The sequence below is a fragment of the Haloarcula taiwanensis genome (genome assembly GCA_002844335.1).
Classification (GTDB): Archaea; Halobacteriota; Halobacteria; order Halobacteriales; family Haloarculaceae; genus Haloarcula; species Haloarcula taiwanensis.
The window spans coordinates 2,769,793-2,789,991 of sequence record CP019154.1 but is presented as its reverse complement, the minus strand read 5'-3'; the positions used below and the strand labels follow the sequence as shown (position 1 = coordinate 2,789,991).

Sequence of the window (20,199 nt, the reverse complement as noted above, 5' to 3'; positions counted from 1 at the left end):
TGAAAAGGAACCGGCGGACGAAAGCCAGACAGGAGACGAGACGAACACTGGATTCAACGGCAGTCTCGGAACTGATTCTCTACCTGTCTTGGTTGACCAGCGCTGCAACGCGCCGGACGACCCAGCGAGGTGTCACCCGCACCAATCGGTCGATAAGCCGCATCGACCGCCGCGGAATGACGACAGTCTCACCAGCCGCGGCCCCGGTATACGCCGCCGATGCGACGGCCTCGGGCGAGTTCGTGGCAACCGACCCAACCGTCGAGTCCGTCATCCCTGCTCGCTCCTGAAACTCTGTGTCGACTGGGCCGGGACAAACCACCGTCACGTCGACCGGTGTTTCCCGGCATTCCTCTGCGAGCGCTTCGCTGAAGCTGTTGATGTACGCTTTGCTTGCGTAGTAGCCGGCGAGGTTCGGCCCCGGCTGGAATCCGGCGACTGAACCCATATTGATAACCGCACCGCCATCGTCGAACTCGTCGATGAATAGTCGGGTCAATTCGACCGGGAGCATGACGTTCAGGCGCAACTGCGTCCGCTCTTCCGACAGATCACTTTCGGCGAACGGGCCGTATGTCCCCACGCCGACGTTGTTAACGAGGACATCAATGGTTAGACCGCGCTCGGTCACCTCCTCGTACAGCGATTCGGCGGCCGTCGCGTGGTCGAGGTCCATCACAATAGAGGTCGCTGTGACTCCCCTTGTTTCGAGGTCCTCGGCCAGCCGCTCCAGTTTCCGCTCGCTCCGGGCGACCAGCACTACGTCGTGGCCGCGTGCCGCGAACTCACGCGCTAACGCTTCGCCGATGCCCGCCGATGCACCGGTTATCAACGCGGTGCCGCCGGTCCCGACGACCGACACGTCGCTACCGCTCACCGTACCACTCCGCGAACTTCGCCAGCGCTCGCCCACGGTGGGAGATGGCGTTCTTCTGCTCGGTGCTCATCTCCGCGAAGGTCGTCCCGTCGTGTTCGAAGATGGGGTCGAAGCCGAACCCACCCTCGCCGCGCGGGGCGACGATTTCGCCGTTCACACGCCCTTCGAACAGCTTTACCGGCACTGTCTCGCTGCTCTTTGCGCTCCCGTCGTGAACCTGCTCGTCAGTCGTCGCTGCGCCGCGGGCGTCGGCCGACAGGTCCTGTCCGCGCCGGGCCTCGCGGTCGATGCCGTCCGGGTCCGGCGTCGCCTCGAAGCCCTCGCCGTCGCAGTAGGCGATGACTGTTTTGAACGCCGCGCCGCGGTCGTCCTCTGGTTCGGTCATGCGCCAAACGCGCTCGACGCCGACCGTGTCCTCGACGTACGAGGAGTACGGCCCGGGGAACCCATCGAAAGCGTCGATGAACAGCCCCGCATCGTCGACGATGACCGGCCCGCCCGCTGCGTGATAGGCCGCTCGTGCCCCCTCTGCCGCGACCGTTCGCAGGTCGTCGGCCTGGACCTCCGGGTAGTCGAAGTCGAACTGCTGGACATCGTCGTCGAGATACTCGGTCGCCTCCCGGACTTTCCCGGGGTTAGTCGTGACAAAATTGAGCATACCGGCATACAGCGGCCGGCAATAAAAGAGCCGTCGAAACAGCGGTCAGTCGACAACGACTTCGACCGGCTCGTCCTCGCTCTCGGACTCGAACTCCTCGCTGCTGCCGCCGCGTTCGAGGTACAGCATCACGCCAGCGACCGCCAGCACGACCCACGAGCGCCAGTTCGCCAGGTTCAGCGTGTAGCCGATGCCGAACGGTTTTTCGACCAGCATGTCATCGCCCGGCTTCCAGTAGGCCGACACCAACCGCTTGAGGCTCGGTCGTTCGAAGTTGTACGGCACGCCGAACAACGTTCCCGACTGGGGTTTTTCTGCCATACTGCGTTCTACTCGGGCCGAGGTTAAACCATTTGTCCACCACCTTCTTCGTCGTCACCGTTCCTCGCTCGCTTCGCTCGCTGCGGGGACGGCTCTCTGCTCACGGGCGCGAAGCGCCCGTTCGCACGGTCAGCGGGACCTTCAGTCCCGCTTGACTCGAAAAACGCGGGCGAAAAAAAGCGCGAATCGCGGAGCGATTCGCGTGAAATCGCGGCCGGAGGCCGCGGTATGCTTGCTCCGCCGACCCAACTCAGCACCGCCCGTGGTTCATATCCTACTGATATCGGCCACGACCCTCGATGTCGTCGAGGCTGGCGAACACCGAATCGGGGTGGTCGCTCTCCGTTCGATAGGCGTCTTCGGCTGCCGACAGCAGCGTCTCGGGGTCGTCGGCGGTCCCGGCGAGCGACTGGGCGAGGACGTGGAGGTCCATCGCGTGGTCCTCTGCCTCCTGCGTGTAGTAGCCGAGGCCGAAATCGATGAGGAAGGTCTGGTCTCCCTGTCGGTCCCAGCTGCCGACCCTGACGTTTCGCGTCGTCGGGTCGCCGTGGACGAAGCCGGCGTCGTGGATGCGGGCGAGCCAGCGGCCCACGTCGGCGACCCGCGACTCGGACAGCCCCTCGCGGAGGTCGGTCTCGCCGACGCGCTGGAAGACGATGCGGGCGTCCTGCGGGTCCACGTCCCGGACCAGCGGCGTCGGGACGCCGTGGCGGCGCGCCTCGCTGGTGAGCCGGGCTTCCTGTCTGGTGCGTTCGGTTCGCAGCCGCTCGTCCAGTGTTGGATGGCGGTAGCTCCGCGGCACTCGCTCTTTGATAACGCGGTCCCCGTCGAAGCGGACGGTCGCCTCCGCGCCCTGGACTTCGTCGTCCGCCGCCCGATAGCTGTCCACCGACTCTTCGGTCCCGCGCCAGGTGACGGCCACCTCGTCGGGCCGGAAGTTCGAGTCGATACGGGAGTCCTCGATAGCGATGGTGTCGCCGGCCGCGTACATCTTCGCGCCCAGAATCGCTATCATCCCGGCGTTGTCCCGCAGGAAGCGGTGTTCGGGGGCGTAAAACGTTGCGCCGCGTTGCTCGCACATCTCGCCGAGCATCCGCTGGAGGCGGTCGTTCTGGCCGACGCCGCCGCCGAGCACCAGTTCGTCGGCACCGGTCAGCGACAGCGCCCGCTCGGCCACCTCCGTCAGCATGGCGAAGATGGTCTCCTCCATGCCGCGACAGACATCGTCCACTGGGACGCCGTCGTCGACGGCCTGCTTGGCGGCGCTCATGATGCCCGAGAAGGAGAAGTCCATCCCCTTGACCACGTAGGGCAGTTCGTGGTACTCGCCGTCGCGGGCGTGTCTTTCGACCTTCGGTCCGCCGGGGTGGGACCAGCCGACGTGGCGCGTGAACTTGTCGATGGCGTTGCCGACGCCGGTGTCCATCGTCTCGCCCAGCACCCGGTACCGGCCGTTCCGATAGCCCAGGATGTGGGCGTTCGCGCCGGAGGCGTTGAGACACACCGGCGAGTCGAAGCCCGACCGGTGGCGGCCCACTTCGAGGTGGGCGACCATGTGGTTCACGCCGACTAGCGGCACGTCGAACCGCTGGGCGACCGCCCGAGCGGCTGTGGCGACGATACGCAGGCAGGGGCCAAGTCCCGGGCCACGAGCGAAGGCTACCGCGTCGATTGGCGCGCTGTCGTCCCCGTTTGCACCGCCAGCCCGCTCGTGTGCGTGTTCGATGGCCATCTCGACAACGGTCGGAATGGCCTCGCCCATGTGTTCGGCGGCCTCGCGCGGGTGGATGCCGCCGCTATCCGGCGCGTAGGCGTCAGTCTCGATAAAAACGTGGTCGTCGTCGGTCGCCCGGGCCGGGTCCGGCGTCTCGAACACCGCAGCACTGGCTGCCCAGGCGGTTCCTTCGATACCCAGAACGCGCATCGGGCGGCCTTACTTCCACTCGGTGTAGCCGCACTTCCCGCAGTGCTGGCGGTCCTCGTGTTCGGCGAGGACGGTGTCGCCACACCGGGGACAGGTCTCGCGGTCGAGTTCGCCGTCGTCGTTGTAGTACTCGTTGTGTGGCATCTATGCTTCCTCCGCTTCCTCTTCGCCGTCGGCAACAATCTTGTTGCGTTCGAGCATGTGGTCTTGCTCGACGTCACGGGCGTACTCGGGGCTGTCGTAGACCTTCGCGTAGCCGACCGTCTTCCGCATGCCGAACTTGGTGTCGAGCTTGTGGATGACGACTTCCTCGGCGTCCTTGTTCAGCGTGGCCGCAAGAGAGTCGCGGACAGAGAGACGGGAGGGGGTGGCTTCGTCGTGGACGACCTCGAACCGGACGTCCGTGCGGTGCAACATGGGATTCTCGTCTTCTTCGATGATGTCGATATCCATGGTTCGTTGTCCGTATCTACCCGCCGAAGCGCGTAAAAGGATTTCGAAGCGGTTGACGCCGTCTCCGTCCGCGATTCCGTGTCACCGCGCCGTGGCCCGGTTCAGCGGTGGGGCAGGAACGTGTTATACCGGCTAGCTGTGTCCGGTACAGCGCTTCCAGAGCGATAGCGGCCGGACCACATCCCTCATCGCTCGCCAAGCTGTGCGAGGAGATGTGAGAGGTGAATTCGCTCGTTCGCCGCATCGACGAGTGCCATATCTGTCTCGCCGGCCAGTCGGTGGACCTTCGCGAGTCGGTCCCCGGAGTAGCGCGACCGGGCCACGTCCAGCATGTCGTCGAGGATATCGGACGCGCCGTACCCTTCATCGACGAGCAGGTCGTCCAGCGTCGACCGCGCGTCGGTAAAGCGCCCGTCCTCGGCCGCCTTGACCATCTGCTCGACCTGGTCATCGGCCTCGACGGCGTTCAGCGTCTCGAAGGCGGCGTCCATCGTCACTTCGCCCTCCGCCTCGGCGGTCGTCTGAGCGGCCAGCACGGCCGTCCGGAGGTCCCCCTCCGCGTAGCCGGCGACGTACTCGATGCCGTCGTCGTCGTGGTCGACCTCCTCCGCGGTGACGATGTCCTCAAGTACCGACACCGTCTCCTCGTGGGTCGGCTCGCGCATCACGACCGGGAAACACCGCGAGCGGATCGGCGGAATAACAGCAGAGGGCTGGCGCGTCGCAATGACGAACTGCGTCGCCTCGTAGTACTGCTCCATCACTCGGCGCAGCGCCTGCTGGAAGTCCTCGCGCATCCCCTCGGCGTTGTCCAGCAGGATGGTCTTGTAGCTGCCTGACACCGGCGAGTAGCTTGCCGACTCCTTGAGAACGTGGTTGATGAGGTCGGCTTTCGAGGACTCGCGCCGTCGCTTGCTGTCGATGAACGACGCGAACCGCGGGTCGTTGGCGACCTCCTTTTTTGTCATGCCGAACACGTCGGCCATATTGAGTTCGGTGAAGTCCGCGTCGGGATTCTCGTGGACCTCTCGGGCAAAAGCCCGGACAGCGGCCGTCTTCCCGCTGCCTTTCGGCCCATGGACCAGGAGGTTCATCGGCTCCTCGATGGCTCCCTGTAGGTGCTCGCGGGCCTTCGGCTGGCGGATATCCGACAACTCCGGGGCGTGTGTCTCCGTCCACAGCGGCGCGTCCATCTGTTGGCACTGGGTATGCCCGGCCCCGACAAGTATTCCGCGGTCCGCGGGTTCACGCCGAGTGACCTCACTCGCCACAGCAGAACAGGACGGGGCGCTGATTGCCCCAGCTATCGGCTCGCACGCACACGAAGCGACCGAGACGGCCGGTTACGAGTCCATGCGTTCGGCCTCGGGCTGCCACCCGCACTCCACGCACTCGAACTCCCCGTCGGCTGTCTTGATTACCGGCTCGTTGCATTCCTTACACTCCAGCAGGGGGTTGTGTGGCCGAGTGGATGGTCGAGGCATATGTTAACGTGATTTACATTCTTCGGACATAACTGTTCACCCTACGTACCTAGAACCCTCCGCAGGGCTGTCCGTGCGTGCCCCGTTTCGGCTCTCCCTGTCGGTTTCGGGCGGTTCGCAGTACAATTCGCTGGCCGGGAGTGAGCACTCACAGAGCGATTGCGAACATCGGGCGGGAAGCGACCGAAGGAAGTGCGCCGGCCGGGAATTGAACCGCCCGAAGACGGTCACTCGCTTCGCTCGTGCTGCGTCTTCTGTGCTTCAATTCCCTCTGTAGCCCATTCGCTCCTCACATCCGTTCGTCGCAGAATGCGCCGGCCGGGAATTGAACCCGGGCTATTGCCTTGGGAAGGCAATGTCCTACCACTGGACCACCGGCGCTCGGTGACCGGGGCTTGCGGCCCCTGCGGGACCGCCAACCGCCAGCGTGCTTCGTACCGGACTGTCAACAGCGGCCGCACTTGAACGTAGCGTTTTGACTGGACGCGCGTCCGAAAATATCACGTCGATAGATGGGTATTAGTTCCGCCCGTCCAACCAGTAGACATGGCAACGGCCGAATCCATTGTCCGTGCCGATGAGCCGCTGGACCTGTCGTTTTCCGACGCCGAGCTGGAGGCGCACCGCGACCACATCACCTCGTTCATCACGGACCAGGTCGACGCCGCCGGCGTCGACACCGTCGTGATGGGGCTGTCGGGGGGCATCGACAGCACGCTCGTCTCCCATCTGGCCGTCGAGGCGCTCGGCCGCGACGCCGTCCACGGGCTCGTGATGCCCAGCGAGGCCAACCGCGCGGACAACATGAGCGACGCCGAGCGGGTCGCAAACGACCTGCTCGGCATCGAGTACGACGTCATCGAAATCAACCCGCTGGTCGACGCGTTCCTCGACGCCTATCCAGACGCTGAGGGCGACCAGCTTGCCGTCGGCAATCTCCGGGTTCGCTGTCGAGCGGTGCTGAACTATCTCGCCGGCAACCACGAACAGGCGCTGGTACTGGGGACTGGAAACCGGAGCGAGGCATTGGTCGGCTACTACACGAAATACGGCGACGGTGCGGTCGACTGCCACCCTATCGCGCCCTTGTACAAACAACAGGTCCGACAGCTGGCGAAACACGTCGGCGTCCCCGACGACCTCGCCGAAAAGACCGCGAGCGCCGAGATGTGGGCCGGGCAAACTGACGCCGACGAGATGGGGATGGACTACGACACGCTCGACTCCATCCTCGCCCTGCACGTCGACGGCGGCGTCCCGGCGGCCGCGACGGCCGACCACGTCGGCGTCCCGACGGACGCCGTCGAGACGGTCCGCGAGATGCACGAGTCGAGCGCCCACAAGCGAGCGATGCCGCCGGGTCCGGACCCGCTGTACTGAGTCACCTCAGCGGACCGGGTTCTCCGGGCCGCGACCCAGGTACTCCGAGAGGAACGCGTGGACGGTCTCGGCGTCGTAGCCGTCCATCGTCAGCTCGTGTCGCCACGCCGTCATGACGTAGGGTGCGCGGGGGTCGTCGCTGGGGTTCGGGACGACGACGACGCTCCGCCAAGTGCCGGTGTGTGTGCTGGAAAAACCCCGAAGACTCTCTCTGGCTCCGGGCGATATCTCGTCGGGGTCGTAGTAGACGATGACCGCGCCGTGTTCGAGCGTGTGGACGAGCGAGCCAAGCAACGGCGTCGCCTCGTAGAAGCCCGCACCCACCGTCGACGCATAGTGTGTCCCGGAGAGCGGCGGAACCCGCTGATAGTCGATGGCGCTGCCCTCTTCGACGTGGTTGGCACCCCGGTCCGGGAACTGCTGGACGCCGGCCAGACGGTCGCTGTCGCCGGTATCGTTGAGCGACGACGCCTCGATTCCGGAGGCTTCGACCGTGGAAAGGGGCTGTGCGCCTGCGGTCCCGACCAGATCTGCGCCACTTCCGCCATCACCGCCACTCAGCTGGGTCACGTACGCCGTGAGCCCGACGGCGAACAGGACGACGACGCCGATAACGATGGGGCCGACCGGAAGGGCGTTCCCGTCTGCGCCGCCGGTCTGTGCCTCGACGCGCCGACGGTCGATAGCCCCCAACTCGCCGTCGTGGGCGTCGGCGAGGTGGTCGAGGTAGGCGTCCTCGCCGTCGAACGATTCCGAGCAATACTCACAGTCGACCATTGCCAACCCGTATGCGAGGCGGCGTCTTGTACCCTTGCCTACTCGGTCTTTGCGTTGAGATCGGCGAAGGCCTGCTGCTCGCGCCGCTCCTGTGTCTCCTTGTCCGCGTCGTCTCGGATCCGTGTTTTCAGCACTCGAAGCGCGTCCCCGTCGACGCCCGCCAACTCCTCAGCGACGGCCCGTGGCTCCGTAGTGAGCCGCGAAACCAGCCCCATCCGCAGCGCCGTCTTTGCGTCGAGCGTTCGGCCGGAAAGTGCGATGTCTAAGGCGTCGCCTGTCCCGACGACCTCGGGGAGCCGTGCCGTCCCCCCCCACGCGCCGAACAGCCCGAGTTTGACACCGGTTTCGGCCAGGGTCGCATCGGGTGTCGCTACACGGATATCGCAGGCCAGCGCCAGTTCGACGCCGCCGCCCCGCGCCGCGCCGTCGATACCAGCAACAACGGCCCCGTCGTAGGATTCCAGTGCGTGAGCGACCCGCTGGCCCAGCGCCGCGAACGTCTCGGCGCTCTCCGAATCGAGGGCCTTGACTTCGGTAAGGTCCGCGCCGGCACAGAACGCCTCGCCAGCGCCGTGGAGATACAGCACCGACTCGGTCGCTGCTTCGATTGCTGCTTCGAGGTCACGCAGCGCCGCGCTGGTGAGCGCGTTGCGCTGGTCGGGCCGGTCGAGCGTCAGGGTCCGGATACCATCGCTGCTCGTGGTCTGTACCATGCCTGCTGTGACTCTGCGGTTTCCAAAGGTCTTTGCCCTTCCCGTCGCTAGACCCTCATAATGGAGGAAGTGGCGGCAGTTCGCCGAGCGGCGTTGGCGGCAGTCGACGATGTCGAGCCTGACCGGCTTCACGAGCGGATCGACGCTCGCCTGGACGACGCGTCGCTGGCGCCCGGCGTCCTGACGCTCGTCAGCGCGGGCGCGACCAGCGACCCACCGGTCGATCTGGCTGACGGCGTCGCTGACCGAGCCGCTGGCGTCCAGCTCATCTACGAGGGGCTCTCGCTCACTCGGCAACTGGCCCGGGACGACCCCTGGGTCAGCGGTGACCGCGACACCGCCGACTTGGATATCCTTATCGCGGATATCCTCGTCTCACGTGGCTTCTACCTGCTCGCCAGAACCGAGGCCGCCGACGCTGCTGTCGCTGTCGTCCGCTCGTTTGGCCACGACCAGACAGTCCGTCAGACGACCGACGACGAAAGCCTCGACACCGCGCTGGAAACGGACATTCTGGAACTCGCCGTGGTCGCTGGCGTCACTGCCGCCGGCATCCGACCTACCCCGACGCTTCGCGAGTACGCGACCGAGCTGGCCGTCGACGGCCTCCCGTCGAACGCCGACCTGCTCGGTGAGGAGGTCGCTGACGCGCTCCGAGCGCGAGCCGGGGCCGAACAGCCAACCGGCGACGGGACCGAGGCCGCCGCCGACCACTGAGACTAACCGACACACCGGCCCCGAATCGAAACGACTTTAGACAATTGCCGGATACACATTGATGCGTGCCTGGGTAGCTTAGCGGTAAAGCGCGTCCTTGGTAAGGACGAGACCCCGGATTCAAATTCCGGCCTAGGCTTTTTCCAAGCGAATGACCCAGAGCGCCAGCGATGGGTCCGGAACGCGTGAAACGCTGGACGCGGGATTTGAATCTCTGGAGGGCCAGCAACGCGACGCTGCCTCCGGTTCAAATCCCGCTCCGGGCGTTCCTATTGTGAACAATCCCCACGAGCACCGCTTAGCGTGTGCTCGTCATCGTGAGCGATGAAGCGCACAACAGGGATTTGAACCCTGGAAGTCGCAGCGCCGAACGGAGTGAGGCGACCGTCTTCCGTCGGTTCAAATCCCGGCCGGCTCGATTCTGAAGCGCATCGCCGCGGCCACCGAAACCATGCCCGGCGCTTATGTGAGCGTGGCCGCTGGTGAGAGATATGCAAGCCGCGGCTATGCAAGACCATCTCCGAGACAGGATGTACGAGGTGTCACCGGAGCAGTTCGAGATTCTGTGCAAGATGGTCCTCAGCCGCCGCCTCGATACGGAGTCGATGCAGGTAACAGCGTTCCGGCAGGACGACGGTATCGACGTCGAGGGCGTCATTGAGGAGGATGTCGTCCGGGTGTTGTTCGGCGCGCAGGTCAAGCGATACGACGAGGGCAACACGGTTAGCAACGGGCACGTACAGCGGTTCAGTGGGGCACTGACGCAAGGGAACTACCAGACGGGAACCTATCTCACCTCCAGTTCGTTCACAGGGCCGGCGAGACGAGCGGCCGAGAACCTTCAGATACACCTCGTCGACGGGGAGCAACTCGCGGCAACGATGGTCAGCAACAACATCGGTGTTGCGGAGAGGGGCAGTGGCTACGAGCTACAGCCGGCCTTTTGGGACGCGCTGACTGAACCGGAGCGGACCGATACGATTCCCTCTAACGAGGTACCGCTTGCCAATAGTTTCGAATCGCTTCGGGAGTTCCTGGCGGCCATCGACGAGACGGGCGGCACTAGAGCGGAAATCAACCGCGCGGTTCCGGAGTTTGATTCGCGGCACGCTGATCTCTATGGCACTGCAGGCTGGCTGTTGGGGTTTGTACACGAGGACACGCCGACGGCGGTCGACGGTCGTGAGGTCCGTCGCTGGGGGTTGACCAAGAACGGCGTCGAGTACCTCCGCCTGCACGAGTCGGGTGACACCGAAGCGGCCCGTGAGCGACTCATCGCTGGCCTTCGACAGGTCGAAGTTGTCGACCGCCTTGCGACGGTGATAGCGGAGCGCGGGTCTCTCTCGCACGATGAGCTGAAGGCGGTACTGGCTGCCGAGACGGACCTGTCCGAGTCGAGCGTGGCTCGCCGAGCGAGTACGCTCGGCCAGTGGCTCACCGTACTCCCAGAGATAGCCGAGCGGCCCGAAGGCCGTAGCAAGAAGTTCGTCAGCGTCTAAGTGTTGGCCGGCGCGCCTCCCAGCCGACTGACTCGCCTCAGTCTCGCTCGGGTTCCTCGGCCAGCGCTCTGTCCCGCAGTTCACGGCACTCCTCGCTTTCGGCGGTCAGTTCGGGGACGGGCGTCGGTTCCCCGTCGTCGACGGCGACGAAGGTGGCGTACGCGCTGGTCGTCTCTTCTGTTTCGCCCGTGTGTGGCTCCTCGCGGGCAACCTCGATGCGGACCCGGACGCTAGTTCGGCCAGTAGCGTAGGCGTATGACTCGATGAGTGCGGTGTCACCGATGGGTATCGGGCGCTCGAAGTCGACGCGAGACATCTGTGCGGTCACGCAGGTCTCTCTGGCGGCCCGCATAGCCGACATCGCGCCGATTTCGTCCATCCACTTCATGACGATGCCGCCGTGGGCGCTCTGGTAGTTGTTCGCGTGAGTCGGCTGGACGCGCTCGCGGTTGACGATGTGCGTCTCGGCGATGGTCGGCATACCTCCACGTAGCGTCTGTTGCGGCAAAACGGTGTGGTGCGCACCTGATACTGCCTGACGGCGACCGCCCGAACCGATGCTGTCGCCGCGGCTCGCAGCCGACAGCCACGCAGCCGAACTCCCGGCGTTACCCGGTGAACTGGTGGTATTCGAGGCCCTTGTGCTTCATCTCGTTGTGTTTGCGTTCGAGGAACGAGTAGACGGAGCCGTGGGGCGCGCCGTCGAGAATCATTTCGGCGGCTTCTCGCACGGCGTCGACCTGTTCGGGGCCGCCGATGATGCCAAGCGTCGAGCCGTAGATGACGACGGCCGCGCCGGAGAGTTCCTGCATGAGTTCCCGAGTCCGGCCGCCCTCGCCGATGAGACGGCCCTTCTGGCGGCGGAAGTCGTTCTTGTTGCGGGAGGCGGCCTCGATATCGATGAGTTCGAACATCATCATGTCGTCCTCAAGCAGCGCCAGCGCGTCGTCGGGCGCGAACCCGCGGCCGATGGCCTTCACGATGTCGGGGCCTTTCAGCGCCGTCACGGGGTCGCCGACTGACTCGACTTTCACCGTGCCGTCCTCGGAATCGATATCCAGCCGGACCTCTGCGCGCTCCTCGATTTCGCGCATGGTCTCACCTCCCTCGCCGATCAGCACACCGATACGGTCCTGCGGAATCTTCACGTGTTGCATAAGTATACCTGCTTTTACGAGGGTCTGCCTGTTTAAAACTTCGGCGTCGGTCACGCCGTGCCGCCGTTCACTCGTCGTCGCGGCGGTCGGCCGGTGTTCCCTGTGGGACAGCGTCGTCGTCGCTGCCCGGCGCGGTGTCGGCTTCGTCTTTCGGCGTCGCGTACTCTCGGACGTACGCGAGCAGGTCCGCTGGCGCGGCGTCGACGCCCTGTCTGGCGAAGAAGTTCGCGACGTTACGGCAGTCCCGTTCCAGAAAGTCGTCGGCGTTGGGATGGTGGATCGTAACCGCCTGCCCGAGGTCGATGATATACAGTTGCCCCTCGTGAAAGACGATGTTGTACTCTGAAAGGTCTCCGTGGACGAGGCCGGCGTCGTACAGCCGACGGACGTACTCCTTGACGACCTCGTACGCCGTCTCGGGGTTCTCGATGTGAACTTCGCTGAGACGTTTGCTGCGGCCCTCTTCCGTCCCGAGATACTCCATGACGAGGACGTTCCGCTCGACGGCGATGGGTTCCGGCGTCCGGACGCCGGCCCGGCGGGCGCGCGTGAGGTTCGACGACTCCTTGCGAACCCACGCGGTAACGACCTTCTTTTTATCAGAGCCGATACCCTCGAAGCGAGGGTCTCCGTCGAGATAGCTCCGCATATCCTTGAAATCAGAGGCGTTGATGCGGTACACTTTGACGGCGACCTCTGTCTCGCCCGACAGCGCCGTGTAGACGTTGGCCTCTTTCCCAGTCGAGATGGGACCGCCGAAGGCGTCGATATGGCCGTCCTGGACGAGCTTGTACAGTGCCCCGTAGGTCGCGTCATCGAAGACGCTGGCCTCGACTTTGAACTGGTCGGCGTCCTTGATTCGCTTGCGGAACTCGCTGAACTCGCGGTCCCGCTTGCGGGCGATACGGTCGGCTTCCGTGTCGGAGACGTCGACTTCTTCCCACTCGTCACCCGGTGAGTCGACATCGTCCGTATCGAGCAGGCCGAACTGCCCCTCGGTCACGCTTGCGCCTCCGTCTGCACCGCGGCCAGATACATGTCAGGCTACTCTTGGATGTGTCCCTCCTCGCGCAGCTGGTCGGCATCCTGTTTTTCGTAGCGCCATGTGATGTCGGCTTTCTCGTCCTGCCAGTCCCATGGTTCGACGAGGACCACGTCGTCTTCGCGTATCCAGATGCGTTTTTGCATCTTGCCCGGAATCCGGGCTGTGCGCTCGACGCCGTCCATACAGCGTACCTTGACGCGGTTCGCGCCAAGCATGTCCATGACGACGGCGAACACCTCGTCTTCTTCCGGCATCCGCAGGTTCTTTCTGCTGTCGTTGTCGCTCATAGACGGTACTTCGACGGGGAGAGGTTTAAGGTTTGGAAAAGTTGGACCGTGAACCCGGTCCGTGGCCCCCGTCTCGGTGTGGGACAGACGCTGGGGCCGTACGGAAAAGCGGGCGTCGAAGCGTCGGTCGAGTTCAGTCAGCGCCGAGGCAGCCGACCCACGAGCAGTCGGTGCAGGTCTCGATGCCTTTCGCCGTTGTCGTCTCGCCGCGGCAGCGCGGACAGACGGAGCCGATCTCCGCCGACTGCACGGACTTACTCATCGGTGATGATATCGGCTGACAGACCCTGTGCCATCTCGATATCCTTGGAGTTGTTCAGTGTCCAGGCGGTACGCTCGGTGACAGCCTCGATGACCTCGCGGCCACTCGGGAGGCCGTTGCCGGACTTCTTGACGCCGCCGAAGGGCAGGTGGACCTCCGCACCGATGCACGGGAGGTTGCCGTAGGCGAGGCCGATTTCAGCCTCGTCGCGGAACTGGTTAATCTGGCGGTAGTCCTCGGAGATGATGGCCCCGGCCAGCCCGTAGTCGACGCTGTTGTGCATTTCCAGCGCCTCATCGAAGTCACCCGAGTACTCGAGTAGCGCGACGTGGGGCCCGAACACTTCCTCGTTGATACAGCGCAGGTCCTCGTCGTAGTCGATCTCGTAGACGAACGGGCCGACCCAGTGGCCCTCCTCGTGGCCCTCGGGAATCTCCTCGGCACCGAGGTCGGCGCGGTCGACGAGCACGTTCGCGCCCTCCTCGCGGGCGAGGTCGTTGTACTTCTTGAACTTCTCGACCTGATCGTCCTCGATGAGCGGCCCCATGAACGTGTCTTCCTCCAGTGGGTCGCCGACAGCGATGTCTTTGGCAACGTCGACGAAGCGCTCTTTGAACTCGTCGTAAAGGTCCTCGTGGACGATGAGTCGCTCCGAGGAGACACAGCGCTGGCCGGTCGTCTTGAAGCTGGACATCACGGCCGAGTGAACGGCGATGTCGAGGTCCGCTTCCTCCGTGATGACGACGGCATTCTTCCCGCCCATCTCGCAGGCCGCGATCTTGCCGGGCTCGCCGCCGACCTTCGAGGCTATCTTGTGGCCGACCTCGGCGCTGCCGGTAAACAGGACCGTCTCGACGCGGTCGTCTTCGACGATGGCGTTGCCGGCGTCACCGTAGCCCTGCACGAGATTGAACACGCCGTCCGGGATACCCGAGTCCTCGAACATCTCGGCGATGATGTGAGCACACCACGGCGTCTGCTCTGCCGGCTTCCAGACGACGGTGTTACCCTCGACCAGCGTCACGGCGAGGTGCCAGAACGGGATGGCGACCGGGAAGTTCCACGGCGTGATACAGCCGACGACGCCCTTCGGCTTGCGGCGCATGTAGGCGTCCTTGCTGGCGATTTCGGACGGTACCACGTCGCCGTGGGGGTGTCGGGCGTTGCCGGCCGCCCACTCGACCATGTGCCAGGACTCGGTGACATCGGCCAGCCCTTCGCTGATCTCCTTGCCACACTCCATGGTGACGATTTCGCCGAGTTCCTCGTGGCGGTCACGCAGCTCGTGGTAGATGTCCCAGAGGTATTCCGCGCGGTCGATGTGCGAAAGCGAGCGCCACTCGTCGTAGGCGTCCTCTGCCGCGGCCAGTGCGCGGTCGACATCGGCTTCGGTTCCGCGGTGGAACGAGGCGAGCGCCTCGCCGGTGGCCGGGTTCTGGCTTGTGAACGTTTCGTCGCCGGTGCCTGTTGTCCATTCACCGTCGATGTAGTGTCGTCGTGAGTCGTCTGTACTCATGGTAGGTACTGTACGCGTCCCCCACCAATATGTTCCACCGTCCATGGTCAGGGGGCCGGTACCACCCTGATACATCATATACAACCCGGCATTATTTCCCATGGTCGGTGTTCCCCTTATGAACCGCACCTTTATTTGCGTCCATATCGTGACTCCCTTTAGCACCCCTTCATACGGAGGGCGCACAGTATGAGTGAAGCACAAGCAGAACACGGGGGACTCCAGCTTACCCTGAGCATCTGGCATCCTGACTGCTGGACGCTCGAAGTGACCGACAAGACGGCGGCTGGTTTGCTGGCACACGGCGTGTACAACACACAGAACGGTAGCGTAAAGGGCCTGTTCACGGCGTACGCCGACAGTATTAGCGAGGTTGAGGACCTCATCGACGCGACTCGTGACTCGTCGCTGACTGACTCCGTGCTGGAACTGCGCGAGCGCCACGGGGCGACTGGCACGGGCTCGTCACCGGGGAACACGACCCGCGAACTGTTCGTTGAGTACGATCCGGACAACACCATCAGCGACAGCCTGCTCTCGCGCGGGTTCATTCACAACGACCCGGTTCGGGTCCGGCACGGTCGCGAACATTGGCCGGTGTTTTTCGCGGACTCTCGCGACGAAGCCGAGTCACTCCTCGACGAGATCCGCGAGGAGCAGTCAGCCGATATCGAAGTCACGCGAATCACGTCCGCCGGCGGCGGCAATCCGCAGCAGCTCCGGCGGATGGACCGACTCTCGGACAGCCAGCGCGAAGCGTTCGAACTCGCCCGGCAGGAGGATTACTACGCGTGGCCACGGGGTATCTCGACGCGCGAACTCGCGTCGAAGCTCGGCGTTTCGAAGACGACGCTGCTCGAACACCTTCGCAAAGCAGAAGCGAAACTACTCGACCCGGACCAGTAGCCACAGCGAGTGTGGCGTAAAGCCGCTCGCACCCGGTTCGGCGTCGACTAATCCAGCGCGCTGACAGCGGAAATCCGTCTCTCGGCGAGGGCCTGCTTGCCTTCCGGTTGTCCATGGCAGACTGGTAACTGTACTCTTTCATATCAACCAGCGGGATGGCTCAAATACGTTCTTGAACGTCCTGAAACCGTTTACCATCGGAGCCGCTACTGCTACGTGTGCTATGGAGATAACACGCCGTCATCTCGTGCAGGCCCTCGGCACCATCGGGGCAGGGCTTTCCACAGCTGGTTGTCTCACTTTCGACGGGGCTGACTCAACTGAGACGCCGGCAGCCACAGCGACGCCGACGCCGGCCACCGGATGGGCGACCCAGATTCCGGAAACGCCTCCGAACGTGTCCTGTTCGGCCGCTTCGAGACCGATGGCTGAGCCAGTCGACCGGAAGGGAGCGCTTGCTGCCCGTAGGTATCCCGGGCGGCCGCCATCGGAGCCGGCAGGCGAGGGTGCGGTGGAGTACGCCACTGCGTTCGAACTGGCTTACCGGCAGAACGCCGAGATGCTAGCGAACACGGACATGACGACGGACGGCGAGTCCGACAGCTACCTGACGCAGTTCGACATCTCCGTCCAGAATTTCTGGGTCGCCTCGGGGCCCGCTAACTCGGCCGTCGTCCGACTGCAGTACGTCGGCTCCGGGACGATTCACCCCGGTACGGACTTCGACTACATAACCCAGTACGTCACGTACTATATCGGTTCGACACGGGTTGTCCGGGCCAGAACGACGCGAAACGATTTCGATGGGGCCGACGCGCTGGACCCCGACCCCTGGGAGAACGGGAACCCGGTTGCCTGTTTCGAGGGGGAGGGTCGTACACCGTCGAAGTTACTCTAGCTCAGCACGGCCCGGACGGCAAACAACGCGTTCTCTTTGCGCTCGCGGACACGCCGGTAGAAGTAGGAGAACCACTTGTCGCCGTAGGGGATGTACTGCCACATCGGGACGCCCTCGGCGGCGAGGTCACGCTGGGCGTCGTCGCGGACGCCCATCAGCATCTGCACTTCGTAGTCAGTGCCGTACTCGTCGTGGAGGTCCTTGGCGTAGTCTATCATTGCCGGGTCGTGGCTGCCGACGCCGATGCCGCCATCGAACTCCTCGAACATCAGTTCGAGACAGTCCCGATAGGCTTCGTTGACGCGCTCTTTCTTCTTGTACGAGACCTCCTTGGGCTCGGAGTAGGCCCCCTTGACAAGCCGGACTTTCCCGGGAAGGGGCGCGAGCCGTTCGAGGTCTTCGGGCGTTCGCTTGAGGTTTGCCTGTGTACAGACGCCAATGCCGCCTTCGTGTTCCGTGACGAGCCGTTCGTACGCGTCGAGGGTCACGTCGGTCGTGGTGTAGTCCTCCATATCAACCCAGACGAAGACACCGCGGTCGTCACCCGCCGCGACGATGCGTTCGAGGTTCTCGACGAACACCTCGTCGCCAACGTCGAGGCCGATCTGTGAGGGCTTGACAGAGACAGCGCAGTCGAGGCCGCTCCTGTCGATTTCTTCTATCAGCTCGATGTACTGGTCTGCGTCCTCGTCAGCCGGCTGGCGCTCGTCGTAGTGTTCGCCTAACAGATTTAGGATGCCCTTGACATCGTCGTCGTTGAGTGAAGCGACGTGGTCGAGTGCCCCCGACGCTGTCTCCCCGGCGACGAAGTTGTTCGCTATCGGCGGAATCATTATCGAAACTACGCCACTATATCAGCCTAAACGCACCCCCTACCAAAAAAATCAGCAGTTACTGACTGAAATCAAGCGAGAGTGAAACTGCCGAGCGTATCGTCGTCGGTCCGGTAAAACGTGTGCTCGCCTGTGATATGCGCTGTGCCCGAGACGACCGGGCTGGTCACGGTGACGCCGTTGGCGACGCTGGTTTCGCTGATGTACCCCTCGAATGTTGATCCGACCGGCCCGGTCACTTCGACACGCTCGCCGATAGCGAGATCGCCGTCGGCGTGGTGAAGGGTCAATCGCGCACACGTGCCTGTTCCACAGGGGGAGCGGTCGACGGAACCGTCGGCGAACACCACACAGCTCCGGTCGCTGTCGCCACCACCGGTGAGTTCGACTGCCGAGACGGTCACCCGTGCTCCGGTGACTGGGTCCTCCGGTGCGGCGTCGTTGACTGCTCGGCGGAGTTCCAGTGCGGGGTCGATACACTGCGTGGCGTCTTCACGGTCGAGCGTGACGCCCAGACTGTCGGCGTCAACAACGGCGAAATAGTTCCCCGAATAGACGATACGAGCCTCGACCGGGACGCCGTCCTGTTCGACGGTAATCGTCCCACAGACGTAACTGTCGACGTTTTCGAACGCAACACGGCGAACGACGCCGTCAGCTATCTCGGCCGTCACGTCAACCAGTCCGGCGGGGGTTTCGACGGTCAGTTCTGGTGTCTCGTGGAGTTCGCCCTGTTCGATGAGTGCGGTCACGACCCCGATGAGGCCGTGGCCACACATATCCAGATAGCCGTCAGTATCCATGAAGAAAACCCCGAGGTCGGCCCGGTCTGTCGGCACCGGGACCGCTCCGAACATATCTGCGTGCCCACGGGGCTCCTGCATGAGGAGTTTCCGGACATCGTCAGCCGTAGCTGCAAACTGGTCGCGCTTCTCCCGGACGGTCTCTCCGGTGAGTGTGTCGGCCTCGATCCCGTCGAGCACGATGCGCGTCGGCTCTCCGCCCGTGTGTGTGTCTACTGTAATAAACTCCGTTCGTTGCATAGCCGTAGCGATACTCTATACACTGAACGCGTTCCAGAAGTATTAATTGACGGCTTTCCGTACGCCGTCCAGAACAGGGTACCTACCATGGACGGGGACACGGTTATACAGGGAGTTACGAAAAAGGATATCAGTATACCATGAACGACCATGACAAGCGTTCGATTGACAGGCGAACCGTAATCAAAGCCGCTGCCAGTGCTGGACTCGTCGGCCTCGCTGGCTGTTCAGGTGGTGCTCCCGAAGACGGTGGCGATGGTGGAGACGGCGGCGACGGTAGTGGCAGCGATGGCGAATCAACGGATTCCGCGACGGACTCCGGGTCCGAAACTTACACCATCGGGATGGTTGACAGCCTCTCCGGCTCACTATCGGCGTTCGGACAGCGGAATCAGCGCGGCAAGGAAATCGCGCTTGACGACGTCAACTCGGTCGGCGTCGGTGGCGGCACACTGGAAATCTCACAGCAGGACGACCAGAGCACGAGTCAGGGTGGCGTCAGCGCAGCACAGACGCTGGTCAATCAGGAGGGTGTCCCGCTGCTCATCGGTACCGTCGGCAGCGGTGTCAGCACGGCTATTCACGAAAGCGTCGTCCAGAACACTGACGTCGTCCAGATCAGCCAGAACAGCACCAGCCCGAACCTGACGAACTTCCCAGACCTGCTTCGGATGCCGCCGGCAGGCAAGGCCCAGGCGGAGGCAATTTCGTCGCTCCTCAGCGAGGACGGCAACGAGTCCGCCGCCCTGGCCTGGATTAACAACGATTACGGCCAGTCCGTGGGCGAGGCATTCATCGAGGCCTACGACGGAGAAATCGTCTACAACGAACCCCACGACCAGGGCCAGTCCTCCTACAGCAGCACCATCTCCTCGATGTCCGACACCGACGCTGACGCGTGGGTGTTCATCACCTACCAGCCGGAGTTCGCGACAATGTCTCAGGAGGCGTTCGACCTGGGCGTCACCGATCAGGCCGCCTGGTACGGCGGTGACAGCGTCAAAGGGCCGAAGGTCCTCGAATCCGCTCCCGAGGGGAGCCTCGACGGAATGAAAGCCGTGGTTCCAAGCGTCCCACAGGACGCCGAGAACTACCAGGCGTTCGTCTCGGAGTTCGAGGAGCGCTTCGGCGAGGAACCCACGTCGTGGTCGGCGTACGCGTACGACGCGGTAATCGTCAGCGCACTCGCTATCGAAGCTGCAGACGAGTTCACGGGCTCGGCACTCATGGAGGTCGTCCGGGACGTGACCCGTCCCGAGGGTGAGGAAGCGACCACGTACGAGGAGGCACACGAAATTCTGGCCAACGGTGGCTCGCCGTCGGACGTGGACTACACCGGCGTGAGCGGCCCCATCGACCTCGACGAGAACGGCGACCCCGTCGGGTTGCTACAGGTGTTCGAAGTCGTTGACCACGCGTACGAATCCGCTGGCTTCATCGAGGGCTAAG

22 protein-coding genes and 2 tRNA genes are annotated in these 20,199 nt (G+C 63.9%); 7 read left to right on the top strand and 17 right to left on the bottom strand.

All coding sequences use genetic code 11. The features are described from left to right. Positions 1 to 79: 79 nt before the first annotated feature. The 8 genes from BVU17_14215 to BVU17_14180 form a co-directional block, all read right to left on the bottom strand. Positions 80 to 877, bottom strand: a complete 798-nt coding sequence (locus BVU17_14215; protein ID AUG48621.1) for a short-chain dehydrogenase — start codon at positions 875 to 877, stop codon at positions 80 to 82. Beyond that, positions 867 to 1,535, bottom strand: coding sequence for a non-canonical purine NTP pyrophosphatase (locus BVU17_14210; protein AUG48620.1), 669 nt, complete (start codon positions 1,533 to 1,535; stop codon positions 867 to 869). Before BVU17_14210 ends, BVU17_14215 begins: the two co-directional genes overlap by 11 nt. Before the next feature lie 45 nt (positions 1,536 to 1,580). Next, a complete protein-coding gene (locus tag BVU17_14205; protein AUG48619.1) occupies positions 1,581 to 1,856 on the bottom strand; it encodes a hypothetical protein in 276 nt (91 codons plus the stop codon). Between the two features lie 274 nt (positions 1,857 to 2,130). Continuing rightward, on the bottom strand, positions 2,131 to 3,780 hold the full coding sequence (locus tag BVU17_14200; protein ID AUG48618.1) for a Kae1-associated kinase Bud32: 1,650 nt from the start codon (positions 3,778 to 3,780) through the stop codon (positions 2,131 to 2,133). A gap of 9 nt (positions 3,781 to 3,789) precedes the next feature. After that, a complete protein-coding gene (locus BVU17_14195; protein ID AUG48617.1) occupies positions 3,790 to 3,924 on the bottom strand; it encodes a 30S ribosomal protein S27ae in 135 nt (44 codons plus the stop codon). Continuing rightward, positions 3,925 to 4,233, bottom strand: a complete 309-nt coding sequence (gene rps24e / locus BVU17_14190) for a 30S ribosomal protein S24e (protein AUG48616.1) — start codon at positions 4,231 to 4,233, stop codon at positions 3,925 to 3,927. It lies immediately after the preceding gene. A 185-nt stretch (positions 4,234 to 4,418) separates the two neighbouring features. Further along, complete coding sequence (locus BVU17_14185) at positions 4,419 to 5,426, bottom strand: replication factor C small subunit 2 (GenBank protein ID AUG48615.1); 1,008 nt, start codon at positions 5,424 to 5,426, stop codon at positions 4,419 to 4,421. 601 nt (positions 5,427 to 6,027) lie between these two features. Continuing rightward, positions 6,028 to 6,098, bottom strand: a tRNA-Gly gene (locus tag BVU17_14180). Positions 6,099 to 6,263: 165 nt separating this feature from the next. On the opposite strand from BVU17_14180, the gene BVU17_14175 reads away from it, so the two are divergent. Beyond that, positions 6,264 to 7,097: an NAD(+) synthetase gene (locus tag BVU17_14175; GenBank protein ID AUG48614.1), complete on the top strand. Its 834-nt coding sequence runs from the start codon at positions 6,264 to 6,266 to the stop codon at positions 7,095 to 7,097. Between the two features lie 6 nt (positions 7,098 to 7,103). Here BVU17_14175 and BVU17_14170 read toward each other — a convergent pair whose 3' ends face one another. Continuing rightward, the gene (locus BVU17_14170; GenBank protein ID AUG48613.1) at positions 7,104 to 7,874 is read right to left on the bottom strand and encodes a hypothetical protein; all 771 of its coding nucleotides are present in this window, start codon (positions 7,872 to 7,874) and stop codon (positions 7,104 to 7,106) included. Between the two features lie 38 nt (positions 7,875 to 7,912). Then, positions 7,913 to 8,587 (bottom strand): enoyl-CoA hydratase, encoded by a 675-nt coding sequence (locus tag BVU17_14165; protein AUG48612.1) that lies wholly within the window; start codon positions 8,585 to 8,587, stop codon positions 7,913 to 7,915. A 60-nt stretch (positions 8,588 to 8,647) separates the two neighbouring features. Here BVU17_14165 and BVU17_14160 point away from each other — a divergent pair, with 60 nt between their 5' ends. The 3 genes from BVU17_14160 (at position 8,648) to BVU17_14150 (ending at position 10,803) form a co-directional block, all read left to right on the top strand. Then, on the top strand, positions 8,648 to 9,304 hold the full coding sequence (locus BVU17_14160; protein ID AUG48611.1) for a hypothetical protein: 657 nt from the start codon (positions 8,648 to 8,650) through the stop codon (positions 9,302 to 9,304). A 67-nt stretch (positions 9,305 to 9,371) separates the two neighbouring features. Further along, positions 9,372 to 9,443, top strand: a tRNA-Thr gene (locus BVU17_14155). Between the two features lie 352 nt (positions 9,444 to 9,795). Then, a complete protein-coding gene (locus BVU17_14150) occupies positions 9,796 to 10,803 on the top strand; it encodes a hypothetical protein (GenBank protein AUG48610.1) in 1,008 nt (335 codons plus the stop codon). Between the two features lie 37 nt (positions 10,804 to 10,840). Here BVU17_14150 and BVU17_14145 read toward each other — a convergent pair whose 3' ends face one another. From BVU17_14145 to BVU17_14125, 5 genes are all read right to left on the bottom strand, one after another. Further along, positions 10,841 to 11,284, bottom strand: coding sequence for an acyl-CoA thioesterase (locus BVU17_14145; protein ID AUG48609.1), 444 nt, complete (start codon positions 11,282 to 11,284; stop codon positions 10,841 to 10,843). Positions 11,285 to 11,411: 127 nt separating this feature from the next. Next, on the bottom strand, positions 11,412 to 11,960 hold the full coding sequence (locus BVU17_14140) for an RNA-processing protein (GenBank protein AUG48608.1): 549 nt from the start codon (positions 11,958 to 11,960) through the stop codon (positions 11,412 to 11,414). A gap of 67 nt (positions 11,961 to 12,027) precedes the next feature. Further along, positions 12,028 to 12,963 carry a serine protein kinase RIO gene (locus BVU17_14135; protein AUG48607.1) on the bottom strand — a complete coding sequence of 312 codons (936 nt, stop codon included), beginning with the start codon at positions 12,961 to 12,963 and terminating at the stop codon, positions 12,028 to 12,030. 41 nt (positions 12,964 to 13,004) lie between these two features. Beyond that, a complete protein-coding gene (locus BVU17_14130) occupies positions 13,005 to 13,292 on the bottom strand; it encodes a translation initiation factor eIF-1A (protein AUG48606.1) in 288 nt (95 codons plus the stop codon). A gap of 254 nt (positions 13,293 to 13,546) precedes the next feature. Beyond that, positions 13,547 to 15,070, bottom strand: coding sequence for an aldehyde dehydrogenase (locus BVU17_14125; protein ID AUG48605.1), 1,524 nt, complete (start codon positions 15,068 to 15,070; stop codon positions 13,547 to 13,549). Between the two features lie 189 nt (positions 15,071 to 15,259). Here BVU17_14125 and BVU17_14120 point away from each other — a divergent pair, with 189 nt between their 5' ends. Together BVU17_14120 and BVU17_14115 are read left to right on the top strand one after the other, a co-directional pair. After that, positions 15,260 to 15,976, top strand: a complete 717-nt coding sequence (locus BVU17_14120) for a transcriptional regulator (GenBank protein AUG48604.1) — start codon at positions 15,260 to 15,262, stop codon at positions 15,974 to 15,976. A 223-nt stretch (positions 15,977 to 16,199) separates the two neighbouring features. After that, on the top strand, positions 16,200 to 16,874 hold the full coding sequence (locus tag BVU17_14115) for a hypothetical protein (GenBank protein ID AUG48603.1): 675 nt from the start codon (positions 16,200 to 16,202) through the stop codon (positions 16,872 to 16,874). On the opposite strand, the gene BVU17_14110 is transcribed toward BVU17_14115, so the two are convergent. Both BVU17_14110 and BVU17_14105 read right to left on the bottom strand, forming a co-directional pair. Beyond that, on the bottom strand, positions 16,871 to 17,707 hold the full coding sequence (locus BVU17_14110; GenBank protein ID AUG48602.1) for a proline dehydrogenase: 837 nt from the start codon (positions 17,705 to 17,707) through the stop codon (positions 16,871 to 16,873). The genes BVU17_14115 and BVU17_14110 overlap by 4 nt on opposite strands. Before the next feature lie 71 nt (positions 17,708 to 17,778). Then, the gene (locus BVU17_14105; protein AUG48601.1) at positions 17,779 to 18,750 is read right to left on the bottom strand and encodes a proline racemase; all 972 of its coding nucleotides are present in this window, start codon (positions 18,748 to 18,750) and stop codon (positions 17,779 to 17,781) included. Positions 18,751 to 18,890: 140 nt separating this feature from the next. Between BVU17_14105 and BVU17_14100 the strand changes: the two genes are divergently transcribed. Beyond that, positions 18,891 to 20,198, top strand: a complete 1,308-nt coding sequence (locus tag BVU17_14100) for an ABC transporter substrate-binding protein (protein AUG48600.1) — start codon at positions 18,891 to 18,893, stop codon at positions 20,196 to 20,198. The last annotated feature ends 1 nt before the right edge of the window (position 20,199 follow it).